Source organism: Pseudomonas entomophila (assembly GCF_018417595.1).
Taxonomy (GTDB): domain Bacteria; phylum Pseudomonadota; class Gammaproteobacteria; order Pseudomonadales; family Pseudomonadaceae; genus Aquipseudomonas; species Aquipseudomonas entomophila_C.
On the sequence record NZ_CP070982.1, the window covers coordinates 3,203,892 to 3,220,489 of the forward strand.

The following is a 16,598-nucleotide window of genomic DNA, read 5'->3' on the forward strand; positions in this document are numbered from 1 at the left end:
AGCTGGCGCCTACCGGCGCATCGGTGCTAGGCCGCCGGCAAGCGAATCCTGAACTGCGCGCCCCCCAATGCCGACTGGGCCACGGTCAATGTCCCGCCCTGCCCCTCGATGGCCCGCCGACTGATCGCCAACCCCAGCCCGAACCCACCGGTATTACGATCGCGGCTACGGTCCAAGCGGTAGAACGGCTGGAAGATCCGCTCGCGCTCCTCGGTCGGGATACCAATACCATCGTCCTCCACCGTCAGCAGGCAGGCGCCATCCTCTTCCAGGCGCAGGCGCAGCAGCAGGCTCTCGTCGCAATAGCGCATGGCGTTGCGCACCAGGTTCTGCACGGCGCGCGCGGTCAGGCGTGGATCGAGCACGAAGCGCGGCAGGTTCGCGTCGGCGCGCACCTCCCACTGGATGCCACGGCTGTCGAGCTCTTCGGCGAACCCGCCCAGCACGCTGTCGACCAGCTCCAGCAACGACACCTCGACCCGCTCGCGGGCCTGGTCGAGGCTCTCCATGCGGCTGTAGGACAGCAGCTCGAGCACCAGTTCGTCCAGCTCGCGCACATGGCCCACCAGCTCCAGCAGGCGCTTGCGGCTAGGCGGCGGCACTTCGTCGAACAGCAGCACCAGGCCGAAGTCCAGGCGGGTCAATGGGGTGCGCAGTTCGTGGGACACCGCATTGAGCAGTTCACGCTGCTGGTTCACATGGCGCTCCAGATCACTGGCCATGGTGTCGAACACCCCGGCCAGTTCGCCGATGTTCGAACGCGGCGAGATATGCGTGCGCTCGGACATCTCGCCATGCCCCAGGCGCCGGGCGGTTTCCTTCAGCCTTTCCAGGTCGCGCCAGTGCGGCCACACCCACAGCAGCAGGCAGCCAAGCATGGCCGCGCCGATCAGCACGGTCACGCCCCACGACAACACGTTGATGTCCAGCGGGTCGTCCGGTGAATGCAGGCGCACCATCCACTCCCCGTCCAGTGCCGCCAGCGCCGTTTCGTAGTAGCCCCAGTCGGCCAATCGCACCACGAACAAGCCATGTTCGAGCCGCGCTTTCTCCTCGGCGCTCAAGTCGGCGTCGGCGATGCGCTGCAAGCGCACCTCCAGCGGCTTGAACACCGTGGCCAGGTCCTTTTCCACGGCCGGCCACTGTTCCCGCGGCGCCTGCTGGAACTGGCGAACGATCAGGGTCTGCACACCCTTGGCCTGTTCGAGGTTGTAGGCCAGGAAGCGCTCATGGAACAGCCCGACGATGGTGTCGGGAATCAACGCGATCGCGCCCGCGTAGGCGACGATGATCACCAGGTACAGCCGCACCAGGATCTTGAGCATGGCCTGTCAGTACTCCCACTCGACCCGGCTGAACAGGTAGCCCTTGCCCCACACGGTCTTGATCTTGCGCGCCTCGCCGGCGTTGTCGTCGAAGCGCCGGCGCAGCTTGGAAATCGCCACGTCCACCGAGCGGTCGGTGCCGTTGAACTCGATACCGCGCAATTGCTGGAGGATGCGGTCGCGGCTCATCACCTCGCCGGCATTGCGCGCCAGCACCACAAGCAGGTTGTACTCGCCGCTGGACAGCTCCACCTCCTCGCCGCGCCAGCTCACGCTGCGCTCGGCCAGGTCGATGCGCAGGCCGCCAACCTGGATCAGGTCGCTGTCCAGGCGCGGCTCGTTGACGCTGCTGCGGCGCAGCAGAGTGCGCACGCGGGCCAGCAGCACCCGGGGCTCGCAGGGCTTGGTGACGTAGTCGTCGGCGCCCATTTCCAGGCCCAGCACCTGGTCGTGGCTGTCGTCGCGGGCGGTCAGCATCAGGATCGGCAGGCACTGCGTCTCCTGGCGCAGCAGGCGGCATACCTGCAGGCCATCCAGGCCGGGAAGCATGAGGTCGAGAATCACCAGGTCCGGTTTCTGCCGGCGGAATTCGTCCAGCACGTGGTCGCCCCGGGCAATCACCCGGACATGGAAATCGTTGCGTTGCAGGTAGCTGGCGATCAGCTCGGACAGCGCGCTGTCGTCTTCGACCAGGAGAATGTTGGGCATAAAGTGAATTTGACGAAAGATTGAAGTCAGGCAGGATATAGAATCCTGCGGCAAGCACCGCCAACGCTTCACACTTTTTCACATACAGCCTACACAGCTTAACAGCGGCCACGCGAACGGCTGCCTTAACATACGCTCGATCAATTCCGGAAGATCTGTATGTCCACTCCACGCTCCCTGCGCCTGCGCCCCTTGGCGCTGCTGGCGCTGATGACCCTTTCCCTGGCCGGCTGCAATGACGCCACCGAACAGGAAGAACAGGCCCCCGCCCCCCAGGTCCGGGTCGAAACCCTCGCCGTCCAGCCGCTGGCCATCAGCACCGAGCTCAGCGGCCGCATCCTCGCGCCACGCACCGCCGAAGTCCGCGCCCGGGTGGCCGGCGTGGTGCTCAAGCGGGTGTACCGCGAAGGCAGCGACGTCAAGCAAGGCGATGTGCTGTTCCTGATCGACCCGGCGCCGTTCAAGGCCGACTTCGACAGCGCCCGCGCAACGTTGGCCAAGGCCGAGGCCACTGTGTACCAGGCACGCCTGCAGGAGCAACGCTACCGCGAGCTGGTCGACGACAAGGCGGTCAGCCGCCAGGAGTACGACAACGCCCGCGCCGCCTTCCTCCAGGCCGATGCCGCGGTCGCCGAGTCCAAGGCAGCCCTGGAACGCGCGCGCCTGAACCTGGGCTATGCCACCGTGACCGCCCCGATTTCCGGGCGCATCGGCCGTGCGCTGGTGACCGAGGGCGCGCTGGTCGGCCAGAGCGAGACCACGCCGCTGGCCACCATCCAGCAGCTGAACCCGATCCACGCCGACGTCAGCCAGTCGACCCGCGAGCTCAATGCACTGCGTCGCGCCCTGCGCGCCGGCGAGCTGCAACAGGTCGGCCAGGACCAGGTCAAGGCCACCCTGGTGCAGGATGACGGCAGCGCCTACCCGCTGCCTGGCAAACTGCTGTTCTCCGACATCAGCGTCGACCCGAGCACCAACCAGATCACCCTGCGCAGCGAGTTCCCCAACCCCGACCTTGACCTGCTGCCCGGCAGCTACGTGCGTGTGCGCCTGGAACAGGCCGTGCAGCCCCAGGGCATCAGCGTGCCGCAGCGGGCCATCCTGCGCGACAGCGCCGGCGTGCCCAAGGTGCTAGTGGTCGATCACCAGGACCGCGTCAGCGAGCGCCCGGTCACCCTCGGCAGCGCCCAGGGCGACCGCTGGATCGTCAGCGAGGGCCTGGCCCCGGGCGATCGCGTGGTGGTCGAGGGCCTGCAACACGTCAAGGCCGGCGACCAGGTGCAGGTCGACGAGCAACCGGGCGCCACCGCCGTCGCCCAACACAACGGCCAATGAGGGCCTGATCCATGCCGCAGTTCTTCATCGACCGCCCGGTGTTCGCCTGGGTGGTCGCCTTGTTCATCCTCCTGGTCGGCGCCCTGGCCATCCCGCAACTGCCGGTGGCCCAGTACCCCGACGTGGCGCCGCCGCAGGTGGAAATCTACGCCGTGTACCCGGGCGCCTCGGCAGCGACCATGGACGAGAGCGTGGTCAGCATCATCGAGCAGGAGCTCAACGGTGCCGACAACCTGCTCTACTTCGAGTCGCAGAGCAGCCTGGGCAACGCCACCATCACCGCCAGCTTCCAGCCCGGCACCAACCCGGACATGGCCCAGGTGGATGTGCAGAACCGCCTGAAGGTGATCGAGTCGCGCCTGCCGCGCCCGGTGACGCAACAGGGCCTGCAAGTGGAGAAGGTGTCCACCGGTTTCCTGCTGCTGGCCACCCTCACCTCCGAAGACGGCAGCCTTGATGAGATCGCCCTGTCGGACATCCTCGCCCGTAACGTGATGAACGAGATCCGCCGTATCAAGGGTGTCGGCAAGGCGCAGCTGTATGGCTCGGAGCGGGCCATGCGCATCTGGATCGACCCGGCGAAGCTGGTCGGTTTCAAGCTCACCCCCAACGATGTGGCCGAGGCCATCGCCGCGCAGAACGCCCAGGTCGCCCCCGGCAGCATCGGCGACCTGCCCAGCCGCCCGACCCAGGAAATCACCGCCAACGTGGTGGTCAAGGGCCAGCTGAGCACCCCTGAAGAGTTCGCCGCGATCGTGTTGCGCGCCAACGCCGACGGCTCGACGGTCACCGTCGGCGATGTCGCCCGGGTCGAGATCGGCGCCCAGGAGTACCAGTACGGCACCCGCCTCAACGGCAAGGCCACCAGCGCCTTCAGCGTCAAGCTGTCGCCCGGCGCCAACGCCATGGAAACCGCAGCGTTGGTCAAGCAGAAGCTCGACGAGCTGGCGCGCTACTTCCCGGCCGGTGTGAAGTACGACATCCCCTACGACACCTCGCCGTTCGTCAAAGTGTCGATCAAGCAGGTGATCAGTACCCTGGTCGAGGCCATGGTGCTGGTGTTCGCGGTGATGTTCCTGTTCCTGCAGAACCTGCGCTACACCCTGATCCCAACCCTGGTGGTACCGGTGGCGCTGATGGGTACCTTCGCGGTGATGAACGCACTGGGCTTCTCGATCAACGTGCTGACCCTGTTCGGCATGGTGCTGGCCATCGGCATCCTGGTGGACGACGCCATCGTCGTGGTGGAGAACGTCGAGCGGATCATGGCCGAGGAAGGCCTGCCACCGAAGGAAGCCACGCGCAAGGCCATGGGCCAGATCAGCGGTGCCATCGTCGGGATCACCCTGGTGCTGGTGGCGGTGTTCCTGCCGATGGCCTTCATGCAGGGCTCGGTGGGAGTGATCTACCAGCAGTTCTCGGTCTCGATGGCGGTATCGATCCTGTTCTCGGCGTTCCTCGCCCTGAGCCTCACCCCTGCCCTGTGCGCCACCCTGCTCAAGCCGCTGGAGAAAGGCGAACACCATGAGCGCAAGGGCTTCTTCGGCTGGTTCAACCGCCGCTTCGAGGGCATGAGCAACGGCTACCAGCGCTGGGTGACCCACGCGCTGGCCCGCAGCGGTCGCTACCTGCTGGTGTATGCCGCGCTGGTGGCGGTACTGGGTTACGGCTTCAGCCAGCTGCCCACCGCCTTCCTGCCCACCGAAGACCAGGGCTACACCATCACCGACATCCAGCTGCCACCAGGCGCCAGCCAGGCACGGACCATCGAGGTGGCGCAGCAGATCGAAGCGCACAACACAGAGGAGCCGGGTGTGGCCAACACCACACTGATCCTCGGTTTCAGCTTCTCCGGCAGCGGGCAGAACGCGGCCCTGGCCTTCACCACGCTCAAGGACTGGTCCGAACGTGGTAGCGACGACAGCGCCCAATCCATCGCCGACCGGGCCACGATGGCCTTCACTCAGTTGAAGGACGCCATCGCCTATGCGGTGCTGCCGCCACCTGTGGATGGCCTGGGCGAGTCGACTGGTTTCGAATTCCGCCTGCAAGACCGTGGCGGCATGGGCCACACGGCGCTGATGGCCGCCCGTGACCAACTGCTGGAACAGGCGCGCAAGAGCAAGGTGCTGGTCAACGTGCGCGAAGCCTCGCTGGCGGAAAGCCCGCAGGTGGAACTGGAGGTCGACCGTCGCCAGGCCAACGCGCTGGGCGTGTCGTTCGCCGACATCGGCGCGGTGCTCGACACCGCGGTGGGCTCCAACTACGTCAACGACTTCCCCAACCAGGGCCGCATGCAGCGGGTGGTGGTGCAGGCCGAGGGCGACCAACGCAGCCAGGTCGAGGACCTGCTGAAGATCCATGTGCGCAACAGCAGCGGCAAGATGGTCCCGCTGGGCGCCTTCATCAGTGCCCACTGGCGCAGTGGTCCGGTGCAGTTGACCCGCTACAACGGCTACCCGGCGGTGTCCATCTCCGGCGAACCGGCGGCGGGCCACAGCTCGGGCGAGGCGATGGCCGAGGTCGAGCGCCTGGTCGCGCAACTGCCGGCTGGCGCGGGCCTGGAGTGGACCGGCCTGTCGCTGCAGGAGCGTCTTTCCGGCAGCCAGGCGCCGCTGCTGATGGCGTTGTCGCTGCTGGTGGTGTTCCTGTGCCTGGCCGCACTGTACGAAAGCTGGTCGATCCCCACCGCGGTGTTGCTGGTGGTACCGCTGGGCGTTTTAGGCGCGGTGCTGGCGGTGACCCTGCGCGGCCTGCCCAACGACGTGTTCTTCAAGGTCGGCCTGATCACCTTGATCGGTTTGTCGGCGAAGAACGCCATCCTGATCATCGAGTTCGCCAAGGACCTGGTGGACCAGGGGCACGACGCGGTGGACGCCGCGATCCAGGCCGCGCGCCTGCGCCTGCGCCCCATCGTCATGACCTCGCTGGCGTTCATCCTCGGCGTGGTGCCCCTGGCCATCGCCAGCGGCGCCAGCTCGGCCAGCCAGCAGGCGATCGGCACCGGGGTGATCGGCGGCATGCTCAGTGCCACGTTTGCCGTGGTGTTCGTGCCGGTGTTCTTCGTGGTGGTGATGCGTCTTGCCGGGCGCAAGCAAGTGCAAGACAGCAAAGCGGTCACTCGAGAAGCCTGACCGTCATTGCATCGGGATTGCCTGGAGAGAGGAAATTTCCTTTCGCCAGGCGAGCTCGCAAACCGATAGCTCTTACCCGAATTCAACGGGTAAACTCTCCCTATTTTTCGCACTTCCCAGCGCTTTGCATGACGAGGCAGGAAGATCCTGAATTCAAGGGAGGAACCCTGTGAAGCTATCCCGGCTCAGTCTGCGCGACTTTCGCTGCTTCGAATCCATCGACATTGACTTCCACCCTCAAGTGACGGTGCTGGTCGCCCCCAATGGTGCTGGCAAGACATCCATTCTCGATGCGATAGCCGTAGCCTACGGGCCGTTCGTTGGTGCATTCGATGAAGCGACGGGCAAACATTTCGAGGCGCGGGATATCCGTCAGACCGCGGTACGCGAAACCGCATCCAACGAGATGGAATATGCAACACGTGGCGCTCGCCTGCTGGCCGAGGGTTACATTCCAGGGAGCTGGGTTGATCAACTCAGCGGGGGAGCGGATAGCCTCTGGGAGCGAAGCCTTGCAAGCTCCCCAAAGGCTAAAACCACGATCAAGGACGCCAAAGAGCTGGTGGATTATGGCAAAAGGCTCCAGGAAGCTGTCCGCACTCCGGGAGTCGGTGCCATATTGCCTTTGATCACGTATTACGGCACCGGCCGGCTGTGGCAACAAAAAAAACTCACTGAATCCAAGAAAAGTCAACGAACGTCACGAACGGTTGGATATACCGACTGCCTTGACCCTGCCTCAAGCTATAAATCGTTTGTCGAGTGGTTTCGTTATTGGAGCATCAGCTCCAAGGAGGCCCGCATCAAGGCCTTGGAGTTGCTGGACTTTTCAACCGTTTCCGAATTTGACGGCTATATCAAGTCGGTCAGTCAAGCCGTCAACACCTGCATTGAACCTGCCGGGTGGCGGGACATTGACTATTCCTTGGCAAAAGAGGCACTCGTCGCCCATCACCCTATATTTGGAGAACTTCCGGTCGAACAGTTGAGCGACGGGATACGAAACATGATCGGCATGGTCGCCGATATCGCTTTCCGCGCCACCAAACTTAATGGCCATCTAGGGCATATGGCGTCCCGGGCCACACCAGGCATCGTGTTGATCGACGAAGTCGACATGCACCTGCACCCAGAGTGGCAACAAGCGGTGATCCCCTCACTGACCCAAGCGTTCCCCGAACTGCAATTCATTGTCACCACCCATAGTCCCCAGGTGTTGAGTACCGTAGACGCCGACTGCGTACGCATCATCGTGAATGAGCGTGATCCAGATACTTCCAGGGTCCAGACCTATGTCATGAAACCGCAATGGCAGACACGTGGGGTCGCCAGTACCGATCTGCTGGCGCGCATCATGAACGTCAATCCCGTTCCTGACGTACCCGAGGCGCGATGGGTCAATGAATATCAGGCGCTGATTCAGCAAAACCTGCATGAGTCTGCGCAAGGCAAGACCTTACGCGCAAAACTCGAGGATCATTTCGGCGCAGAGCATCCCCTGATACAGGAGTGCGCGCGCCTTGTCCGCCTGCAAGGGTTCAAGCAAACGTTGCCCAAGCATATCGGCAGGGAGTGACAGGCGAATGCGGAAACTGGACAGAGACGCAGCGCCCCCAGCAGGCTTGAGCCGTTATCGACATGGCCGGGACAAATGGTCAGATACCACGCCGACGCATGAGCATCGCACCGAGATCTGGGTCAAGCTGGACGTCATGCAAGGCGGGCGATGTGCCTATTGCGAAGGGTCGATCGATCTTTCAAACCGCCTAATCGAACATTTTCGTCAGCGTAGTCGCTATCCTCAAGGCACGTTTGATTGGCACAATCTTTTCGGTTCCTGCCGACGAAAAGGCACATGCGGAGATCGGAAGGATAGTTGCGGTCACTACCCACATGAGGATGTGATAAAGCCGGACGTCGAGGACCCGGAAGAGTATCTGGTCTTTACCGCAAATGGCTCGGTACAACCACGAGCGAATTTGAGCGCCCAAGACAGGCACCGCGCAGAACAGACTATATACATCCTGGGACTTGAGGGTGCACTGACCCAAATCCGCAAGGCGCAGATTAGTGGATACCTTCAAACTGCAATGGAAATCGCTGAGCTGGCTCGTGAATACCCCATGGAGGATTGGCTGCCATTCCTGCAGGAGGAGCTGCGGCAGACATCACGGCTTCCTTTCGCAACCGCCATTAAGCACTTGCTGACACCGCAGAATGAGTGAACTACCCATGCCTGCTACACCCAACCCTGTCTCCATCCTCATCCTCGCCGGTGGCCGTGGCCAGCGCATGGGCGGCCGCGACAAGGGCCTGGTGCCCTGGCACGGTGAGCCGCTGGTGGCCCACGTGCAACATGTGGTGCGGGAGTTCTCCGACGATGTGGTGATTTCCTGCAACCGCAACCAGGACCGTTACGCCCTCTACGCAGACCAGTTGGTGGCGGACGCCGAGGCGGACTTCCCCGGGCCGCTGGCCGGGGTGATCGCCGGGCTCAAGGTGGCGCGGCATGACTGGGTGGTAATGCTGGCCTGCGATGCGCCGCTGATTGACCAGGCGCTGATCGAGGGGCTGTTGAGGTTGGCTGTCGAGCACGACAGCGCGGCCATGGTGCGCCAGGGTGGGTATTGGCAGCCGATGTTCAGTGTGCTGCCGCGCCGGGTGCTGCCGATGCTTGAGCACGCATGGGCAGCCGGTGAACGCAGTCTGCAGAAAGCCTTGTTGGGAGCGGTGGCCGTACAAGCGCTGGAATGCATGGACAATGACCAACGCCTGAGCAACTTCAACAGCCCGGAGCTGCTGCAAGGCTGAGTTATCGGTTGTTGGGGCTGGCCTCTTCGCGGGCTGACAGTTCGGCGATGCTGATCTCGCGCATCCTGAATTTCTGTACCTTCCCCGTCACCGTCATCGGGAACTCGTCGACGAAGCGGAAATACCGCGGCACCTTGAAATGCGCGATCCGCGCCCTCGCCCATTCGCGCAGCGCTTGCTCATTGGCGTCATGTCCTGGGTGCAGCCGCACCCAGGCAACGATCTCCTCCCCGTACTTGCTGCACGGAACACCGATCACCTGCACATCGGCCACTGCCGGGTGGGTGAAGAAGAACTCCTCGAGCTCGCGTGGGTAGATGTTCTCCCCGCCGCGGATGATCATATCCTTGCTGCGCCCGACGATGCGCACGTAGCCCTGCTCGTCCATCACCGCCAGGTCGCCGGTGTGCATCCAGCCGTCGCCGTCGATGCTCTCGGCCGTGGCCTTGGGGTTGTTCCAGTAGCCGATCATCACGCTGTAGCCCCGGGTGCACAGCTCACCGACCTCGCCGCGCGGCAGCGTGGCGCCCTCACTGTCGATGACCTTGGTTTCCAGCCGCGGCTGGGTGCGGCCGACACTGGTCACGCGGCGTTCGAGATCATCGGCGGCACCCGTTTGCAGCGACACCGGGCTGGTCTCGGTCATGCCATAGGCGATCTGCACCTCACTCATATGCATCTCGTCGATCACCCGGCGCATCACCTCGATCGGGCAGGTGGCGCCGGCCATGATCCCGGTGCGCAGGCTGGACAGGTCGAACTCGCCCCGGCGCGGGTGGTCCAGCTCGGCGATGAACATGGTCGGCACGCCGTAGAGCGCGGTGGCGCGCTCCTCTGCGACCGCCTGCAAGGTGAGCAGCGGGTCGAAGGCGTCATTGGGGTAGATCAGGGTGCTGCCATGGGTCAAGCCGCCGAGGTTGGCCATGACCATGCCGAAACAGTGGTACAGCGGCACTGGCACCACCAGGCGGTCGTGCTCGGTCAGGCCCAGGCTCTCGCCGACCATGTAGCCGTTGTTGAGGATGTTGTGGTGGCTCAGCGTCGCGCCCTTGGGGAAGCCGGTGGTGCCGGAGGTGTACTGGATGTTGATCGGCTCGTGCCGGTGCAGGCTGGCCTGGCGCGCGGCCAGTGCCTGCGGGGTGACCGCATCGGCCCCCGCCTGAAGCGCGGGCCAGGCCAGGAAACCCTTGGGCGGCTCGGCGGCCAGGCTGACAACCCCGCGCAACACGGGAAGGCGCTCGCAAGCGAGCTCACCACAACTGCTTTCGACAAGCGTGGGCGCCAGCTCCAGCACCATGGCGTGGTAGTCGGAGGTTTTGAACGCATCGGCGCAGATCAGCCACTTGCAACCCGACTGGCTGAGGGCGTATTCCAGCTCGCTGGTGCGGTAGGCCGGGTTGATGTTGACCAGGATCGCGCCGACCTTGGCGCTGGCGAACTGGGTGATGCACCACTCGGCGCCGTTCGGCGCCCAGATCCCCAAGCGCTCACCGGCTTGTACACCCAAAGCCATCAGGGCACGGGCATGGCGATCGACGGCCTCGGCCAGTTGCCGCCAGGTGTAGCGCAGTTGCTGGTGGCGGACCACCAGGGCTTCGCGATCGGGGAAACGGGCGACGGTGGTGTCGAAGGCGTCGCCGATGCACTGGGTCAGCAGCGGTTTGTCCGGGTTGCCCTGGGTGTGGCTTGGCTGGGTCATGGAGAGCTCTTGTTGTTCTTGTGGTGGGTGATGCGGAACATGACCCATTGACTTGACGCGACCTCTGCAGGAGCGGCTTTAGCCGCGATCACCCGCGAAGCGGGTGCCACGCACCGCAGCGCCTGCATCGCGGCTGAAGCCGCTCCTACAGCGTAGGCCGCGCCACCGAACTAACGGACGAACACCTGCGGCGTGGTGGTCGACATATCACCACCCGGCAGCTTGATGTTCCCCACCTTCTCCAATGTATTCGGGTCGAACACCGCCAGGTCGTTGAACGTGCCGCCCAGGTACAACTTGTCGCCGGCCTTGTCGAAGGTCACGCAGTAGTAGGTATGGTCCAGGTTGGCAGCCTTGACCAACTTCTTCTGCAGGATGTCGTAGCGGGCCAGGCGGTTGAGCACTCCGTACATCTGGTTCGGGTCTTTCGGCGAGCGCAGGCCGGTGAAGTACAGTTCGGTGAGCTCGGCAAACTCCTGGGTGTGCGCCTTGCCGGTCTTCAGGTCGATGCTCAGGTAACCGTACAGTGGCTCGGCAGTGGCCGGGTCCTGCTTGGCGTCCTTGAACTTGGCGATGGTGTAGAGCATCGAGAACTCGTGCCGGGCGCTCTGGTGCGGCCAGAAGTACAGCACGTCCGGCGCGCTGTACCCGGGGCGGTTCCAGGTGCGCAACGGCAGCGCCACACTGTACTGGCCGGTCTTCACGTCCAGCTTGTAGATGTCCGGCCCGGCGACATAGAGGCTGCCATCATCGGCGGCACGCATCAGGTAGACCTGGCGCGGCATCGGGAAGGTGCGCACCGGCTTGGCATCCAGGCCATCCGCGGTATTGAACACTTCCAGGCGCGGCGGCTTGACCACATAGTGGTCGTTCAGGCGCTGGCTGGGGTTGACCGTGGCGTACACCTCCTTGCCGTCGGGGCTGATGGCGAACGAGTACATCGCCTTGCCTACTTCACCCGGCATGCTGGACAGGTTGGCGTGGAAGGTGGTCCTGCAGCTGTCCAGGTCGATGCCGTAGATATCGGCGAAATGGTTGTTGAGCACATAGGCGGTGCGGTTGTCCGGCGCCATCATCGCCGTGCCGGGGCCGAACGCATCGGGCATGCGGCAGGTCTTGTACAGCGTGTCGCTGGCCACCTCGACCACATGCAGGTTGTTCGGGTAGTTGGTGGCGATCAGGTATTCATGGCCGGCCTTCAAGGCCTTGCCGGCGTCGTCGGCCTGGGCCGCCCAGGTGCAGGCCGTGGCGGCGACGGTGAGCGCGAGCTGCGCGCAGAATCCAGGTTTCATGCGGTTTCCCCTTGTCGTTCTACTTGTCTTTCGGGAATACGGTGCCCAGGTTGCGCCAGTCTTCCTGGGAGTTGCTCGCCTGGGCGTTCCAGTCCTGGTAGGTGCTCATCATGTCCGGCACCTGGGCCGGCCACCAGCAGGGGTCGGAGCAGCCGTACAGGTCGGCTTCCATCGGCTGGCACAGCGAACTGACGCCACCGAAGGCATCCACCTCCCAGCCCGGGTCGGTGGTGGCGGTGCAGCCGGCCACGGCGCTCATGGCCAGCACTTCGTCGACGCGGTCTTCGGCGGCGGCCTGCTCGAGGATGCGCGCCTTGTTGTTCAGCGGTTTGAGGTGCTTCATGTCAATGCGCCTTCCGGGGAGTGATGTAGCGATCGATGAAGGCCGGGTTATGGGCCATGATGCGGCTGTAGACCTCGATGCCGAAATCGACCCAGTCACGCATCAGCTCGCAGTAGTGGTAGGTCGGGTGCTGCGGGTCGCCGTAGCGGGCGTAGCTCTCGTGGTAGCAGCCACCGGAACACAGGTTGCGGATGCGGCAGCTGTCGCAGCCGGTGCCGCTGCGGTCCAGGCGTTGCGAGAGGAAGTCGTTGAGCTGCGCTTGCTTCACGCCCTGGTGCACGTTGCCGAAGGTCGGCAGGCTGGAGCCGGTGAAGCGATGGCAGAGGTTCAGCTCGCCTTCGTGGTCCACGGCCAGCATCTTCAGGCCCGCGCCGCACGGCAGGGCTTTCTTGTGGCCTTCGTGGATGTCGGTGATCAGCTGGTGCAGGTTGGAGAAACCTATATTGCGGTGTTCAAGTGCCGCCTCCAGGTAACGCCGCCCCAGGGCCTTCATGTTGGCGAACACCTGCACCAGTTCCTCGCCGGTGAGGTTGAAGTCGGCCATGTCGCCGGAAGTCACCGGGGCGAAACCCACCTCCGCGAAGCCCAGTTCGTTGAACAGATGGTGCCAGATGGTCTCGACATCGGTGATGCCGCGGGTCAGGGTCACCCGCGCGCCCACCGGCCGGCTGCGGTAGCGCGACAGCAGCATGTCGGCCTTGCGCCGCACCACGTCGTAGGTGCCCTGCCCGCCCACGGTGATGCGGTTGCGGTCGTGCACGGTCTTCGGCCCGTCGATGCTGACGGACAAGCCAAAACGATGGGCGTCGAGCCAGTCGACGATCTCCTCGGTGAGCAGCGTGGCGTTGGTGGTCATGATGAACTCGACCTGCTTGCCGGCCTCGGCGAAGCGCCGCTCGCAGTAGGCGACCATGTGCTCGATCAGCGCCCGGTTGGACAACGGCTCGCCGCCGAAGAACACCACGCTGTAGCGCGCTTCGTCGGGTGACTCCTTGAGCAGCATCTCCACCGAGGCCTCGGCGGTGGCACTGTTCATCTTGCGGCCGGACGAAGGCTTGTCGAGGTCTTCCTTGTAGCAGTAGGTGCAGCTCAGGTTGCAGCCGGTGTTGACGTTGAGCACCACGGTGTTCAATGCGCTGCGCTCGACCTGTTTGAGCGCGATCTCCGGCGTCAGCGGCGAGCCGTCGCTGACCACCTCCAGGGCGATCAGCTCGCGCAGGGTTTCCTCGATGTCCTGTCCGCTGAACTGCTGGCCGAGGTGTTGCATCAACTCCTCGGCGGAGCAGCCCTGGCGACGCAGGGTGTCGATGATGCCGCCGGTCACCGCGTCGGCGGCGAACAGCGAACTGCTGGGGATATGGAACAGCATGCGGTCGGCATCCACCTGCACTTCATGCAGGTTGCGTTCGACCAGGTTCAGTAGTGCGCCCATGGCGACCTCCCGGTAATCGATTCGTCAGGTTGATGCCTACGGCAGTGGCGGGTTGTTCCAGCGCTGCACGGTGACGATCAGGTGCCCCTCGCCCTGCTGGCCGCCGTCGGCGAGCGTGGCGACCACCTTCAGGTTGCCGGCGTTGTTGGTCATCATCTTGCGCTCGGGGTTCGGCCCCGCTCCGCCCGGCACGAACACGCCGTCGGCCTGCATCTGCCCGGCGAACTTGAGGTCCTCGTCCTCGACGGCCCGCTCGTTGAACGGCTCGACCTTCCAGGTCGCCGGCAGGTAGCCGATGCGCATCGGCTGGCCACTGGCATCCCTGCCCCAGGCCTCGGCCTCGAAACGGCCCTGGACCTTGGGCACCGAGGCACCGTTCTCGCCGATGCGGGCGATGGAGAACGCCGGCACTACCTTGACCTCGTCGACCTTGTCATACACCGCCAGTTGCACGCCCTTGAGCGCGCCCACCGCCACTTCGCGCTGGCCAACAGCGGCATCCTGGGCGGCGCGCGCCTTGACCCGGATCAGCGTCGGGGTCGACTCCAGCACCTCGGTAACCTCCACGCCCGCCCCCAGCACCGGCGTGCCCGACAGGTCGCTGCCCACCAGGGTGATCTCGCTGTCGCCACCGGCCTTGATGAACGCCGGCTGCACCGCCAGCAAGCGGGCCTGGCCGGCCTTGGAGGCACTGAAGTCCAGGCCGCGTTCATCGTGCTCGGCCTCGAACATGCGGCCTTTCATCTGCCCGTCGATGGCGGCGAATACCTGGCGCAGGTTGGCGTCGCCGACCTTGACGTTGCCGCGCCACTCATAGCCGTTGTAGAGGATCGCCGAACCGCTGCCGTTGAACGGCGTGCCGTCGGCATAAGTGCCCTTGACCTCGACCTTGAAGGTATCGCCCTGGTCGGCGCTGACGTTCATGATTCCGCGCACATCGCCCTTGGCCAGCATATGGCCGCTGAACGCCCACTGCCCGGCCAGTGCCTCGGCCTTGGGCCGGTTCTTGAGCCATTCGGCCCAGGCCGGGTTATCGAGGGGGAAGCGCTTGGCCAGGTCCGGCACCATCTGCTTGAGGGCGATGTCCAGCCAGTCGCGGTCGCGGGCCTGGGCCTGATACTCGAGGGACGGCCACTGGCTGAGATGGAAGTTGACCAGGTGCTCCCATTCCTGGGCCGGGCGCCGTTGCAGGGCGACCCGGGCACCGGAGTGGCAGCGCCCGCATATCTGACTGAGCTGATCGTCGAAGTGTTCGACGGTGTTCAGCCGACGCTCCATGGCATAGCGCACCCCTTCGGTCTCGCTGGGGGCCAGCCCCTGCTTGTCGGCCAGGTACTTGACCAGGGTGCGGCGGTCGTCGTCGCTGATCGACAGGCCGTGCATCACCTGCATGCGGGCGATGCTCATCAGCCAGCCTTCCGGGGTCTTGCGCTGGTGGCTGATGCGGCTGTAGCTGTCATTGCCCTCAGGGATATGGCACCCCATGCACTTGTTCTGCAACAGGCTCGGGCCCTGCTCGGCCGCCATGGCCTGGGCGGACAGCAGTGCGGTGGCGACCAGCGCCAGTGTGCCCGCCCGCCGCCGGAGTCGAGTCGTCTTCAAGGTCAGACCTCCACGGTGTTGTTCTTATCGTTTTTCGCACGCTGCGGTGTGCATCTGTGGGTAGGGATACAGGAAGTGTGCCAGCAGAGAGAAAAATCTTTTGGCTCAGTCGGTTGGCTCGAATCTTAGGGTATGGGTCGAGGTGTGGAACTGTGGCCGAACGTCCCATTTCGCGACTCCGTGTTTCAGCTTGAGACACCGGGCTGCGGCGCCGTTGGCCATCGCGGGGCAAGCCCGCTCCCAGAGAGACTGTCCGAAATCAGAGCTTCACCAAAACGGGCGCGTGCGGGTGGTATCGAGTTCGTGCATCACCGTCAACATCACCAGCGTGGCGGGAGACTTGGGTGGCTGGTGGAACCGGGTATAACCTTCGGCTTAGCTGCACCCTGATAATTTTCATGCTCGTAGACGACATCAGCCATCAATACGTCCTTTCAAAATGCACCCTCCTCATGAGGCGTTAAGGATGCACCATGACTCTCTGGGACTGAACACCTAGAGTTCCATGCGGACCATACTCAAAGACATGCCCCCAAAAACATCATGCGTATGCGAGCACTGCAAACTGAAATAGGAGAGCTCGCAGCGACGACCGGGAAATCTCCTATCTCCAGCGCCACTACTAAAAAAACCGCAGAGCTGCCGGGAGGCATTCCTATGGCTACTCGGACTAATGTGCCTCTATTTTTGACTTTTTTTAATTTCGACACGAGGGTGCGGCGTAAACAGTGACCCAAGGGATATCGTGGGAATATTCATACCGTACCAGGCGACAACTTCTACACATCAACTATAAAATTTTAAATTCGCACTCAACAGCCACGCATGTAAACCACACACAAAAGGCGCTCGACGAAAAGACATAAGCACTTGATATAACTTAATTTTCCATCACCATTAGCATTAGCCAGATCTTA

The 16,598-nt window shown here is 63.8% G+C and carries 12 protein-coding genes; 5 read left to right on the forward strand and 7 right to left on the reverse strand.

Annotated features, from left to right (window positions below; translation table 11 throughout):
• Nucleotides 1–26: 26 nt before the first annotated feature.
• Entirely contained in the window at nt 27–1,325 is a 1,299-nt protein-coding gene (locus tag JYG34_RS14180; protein WP_213657037.1) for an ATP-binding protein, read from the reverse strand.
• Nucleotides 1,326–1,331: 6 nt separating this feature from the next.
• Complete coding sequence (locus tag JYG34_RS14185) at nt 1,332–2,033, reverse strand: response regulator transcription factor (RefSeq protein ID WP_011534131.1); 702 nt, start codon at nt 2,031–2,033, stop codon at nt 1,332–1,334.
• A 159-nt stretch (nt 2,034–2,192) separates the two neighbouring features.
• Between JYG34_RS14185 and JYG34_RS14190 the strand changes: the two genes are divergently transcribed.
• The 5 genes from JYG34_RS14190 (at nt 2,193) to mobA (ending at nt 9,313) form a co-directional block, all read left to right on the forward strand.
• Nucleotides 2,193–3,368, forward strand: a complete 1,176-nt coding sequence (locus JYG34_RS14190) for an efflux RND transporter periplasmic adaptor subunit (RefSeq protein ID WP_213657038.1) — start codon at nt 2,193–2,195, stop codon at nt 3,366–3,368.
• Between the two features lie 11 nt (nt 3,369–3,379).
• Entirely contained in the window at nt 3,380–6,502 is a 3,123-nt protein-coding gene (locus JYG34_RS14195; protein WP_213657039.1) for an efflux RND transporter permease subunit, read from the forward strand.
• A gap of 169 nt (nt 6,503–6,671) precedes the next feature.
• Complete coding sequence (locus JYG34_RS14200; RefSeq protein WP_213657040.1) at nt 6,672–8,078, forward strand: AAA family ATPase; 1,407 nt, start codon at nt 6,672–6,674, stop codon at nt 8,076–8,078.
• A gap of 7 nt (nt 8,079–8,085) precedes the next feature.
• On the forward strand, nt 8,086–8,727 hold the full coding sequence (gene ptuB / locus JYG34_RS14205; RefSeq protein WP_213657041.1) for a retron Ec78 anti-phage system effector HNH endonuclease PtuB: 642 nt from the start codon (nt 8,086–8,088) through the stop codon (nt 8,725–8,727).
• A 7-nt stretch (nt 8,728–8,734) separates the two neighbouring features.
• Nucleotides 8,735–9,313, forward strand: a complete 579-nt coding sequence (mobA, locus tag JYG34_RS14210) for a molybdenum cofactor guanylyltransferase MobA (RefSeq protein ID WP_213657042.1) — start codon at nt 8,735–8,737, stop codon at nt 9,311–9,313.
• Nucleotide 9,314: 1 nt separating this feature from the next.
• Here mobA and JYG34_RS14215 read toward each other — a convergent pair whose 3' ends face one another.
• The 5 genes from JYG34_RS14215 to peaA form a co-directional block, all read right to left on the reverse strand.
• On the reverse strand, nt 9,315–11,012 hold the full coding sequence (locus tag JYG34_RS14215) for a fatty acid CoA ligase family protein (protein ID WP_213657043.1): 1,698 nt from the start codon (nt 11,010–11,012) through the stop codon (nt 9,315–9,317).
• A gap of 170 nt (nt 11,013–11,182) precedes the next feature.
• Nucleotides 11,183–12,304 (reverse strand): quinohemoprotein amine dehydrogenase subunit beta, encoded by a 1,122-nt coding sequence (gene peaD / locus JYG34_RS14220; RefSeq protein ID WP_213657044.1) that lies wholly within the window; start codon nt 12,302–12,304, stop codon nt 11,183–11,185.
• Between the two features lie 19 nt (nt 12,305–12,323).
• Nucleotides 12,324–12,647, reverse strand: a complete 324-nt coding sequence (gene qhpC, locus JYG34_RS14225; protein ID WP_213657045.1) for a quinohemoprotein amine dehydrogenase subunit gamma — start codon at nt 12,645–12,647, stop codon at nt 12,324–12,326.
• Between the two features lies 1 nt (nt 12,648).
• Nucleotides 12,649–14,079, reverse strand: a complete 1,431-nt coding sequence (gene peaB, locus JYG34_RS14230) for a quinohemoprotein amine dehydrogenase maturation protein (protein ID WP_213657046.1) — start codon at nt 14,077–14,079, stop codon at nt 12,649–12,651.
• A 36-nt stretch (nt 14,080–14,115) separates the two neighbouring features.
• Nucleotides 14,116–15,681 (reverse strand): quinohemoprotein amine dehydrogenase subunit alpha, encoded by a 1,566-nt coding sequence (gene peaA / locus JYG34_RS14235; RefSeq protein ID WP_213657047.1) that lies wholly within the window; start codon nt 15,679–15,681, stop codon nt 14,116–14,118.
• Nucleotides 15,682–16,598: the final 917 nt, after the last annotated feature.

Bases quoted from the DNA above. Each gene is read 5' to 3' on its own strand.
- JYG34_RS14180 (WP_213657037.1), bottom strand. From the start codon at position 1,325: ATGCTCAAGATCCTGGTGCGGCTGTACCTGGTGATCATCGTCGCCTAC.
- JYG34_RS14185 (WP_011534131.1), bottom strand. From the start codon at position 2,033: ATGCCCAACATTCTCCTGGTCGAAGACGACAGCGCGCTGTCCGAGCTG.
- JYG34_RS14190 (WP_213657038.1), top strand. From the start codon at position 2,193: ATGTCCACTCCACGCTCCCTGCGCCTGCGCCCCTTGGCGCTGCTGGCG.
- JYG34_RS14195 (WP_213657039.1), top strand. From the start codon at position 3,380: ATGCCGCAGTTCTTCATCGACCGCCCGGTGTTCGCCTGGGTGGTCGCC.
- ptuB (WP_213657041.1), top strand. From the start codon at position 8,086: ATGCGGAAACTGGACAGAGACGCAGCGCCCCCAGCAGGCTTGAGCCGT.
- mobA (WP_213657042.1), top strand. From the start codon at position 8,735: ATGCCTGCTACACCCAACCCTGTCTCCATCCTCATCCTCGCCGGTGGC.
- JYG34_RS14215 (WP_213657043.1), bottom strand. From the start codon at position 11,012: ATGACCCAGCCAAGCCACACCCAGGGCAACCCGGACAAACCGCTGCTG.
- peaD (WP_213657044.1), bottom strand. From the start codon at position 12,304: ATGAAACCTGGATTCTGCGCGCAGCTCGCGCTCACCGTCGCCGCCACG.
- qhpC (WP_213657045.1), bottom strand. From the start codon at position 12,647: ATGAAGCACCTCAAACCGCTGAACAACAAGGCGCGCATCCTCGAGCAG.
- peaB (WP_213657046.1), bottom strand. From the start codon at position 14,079: ATGGGCGCACTACTGAACCTGGTCGAACGCAACCTGCATGAAGTGCAG.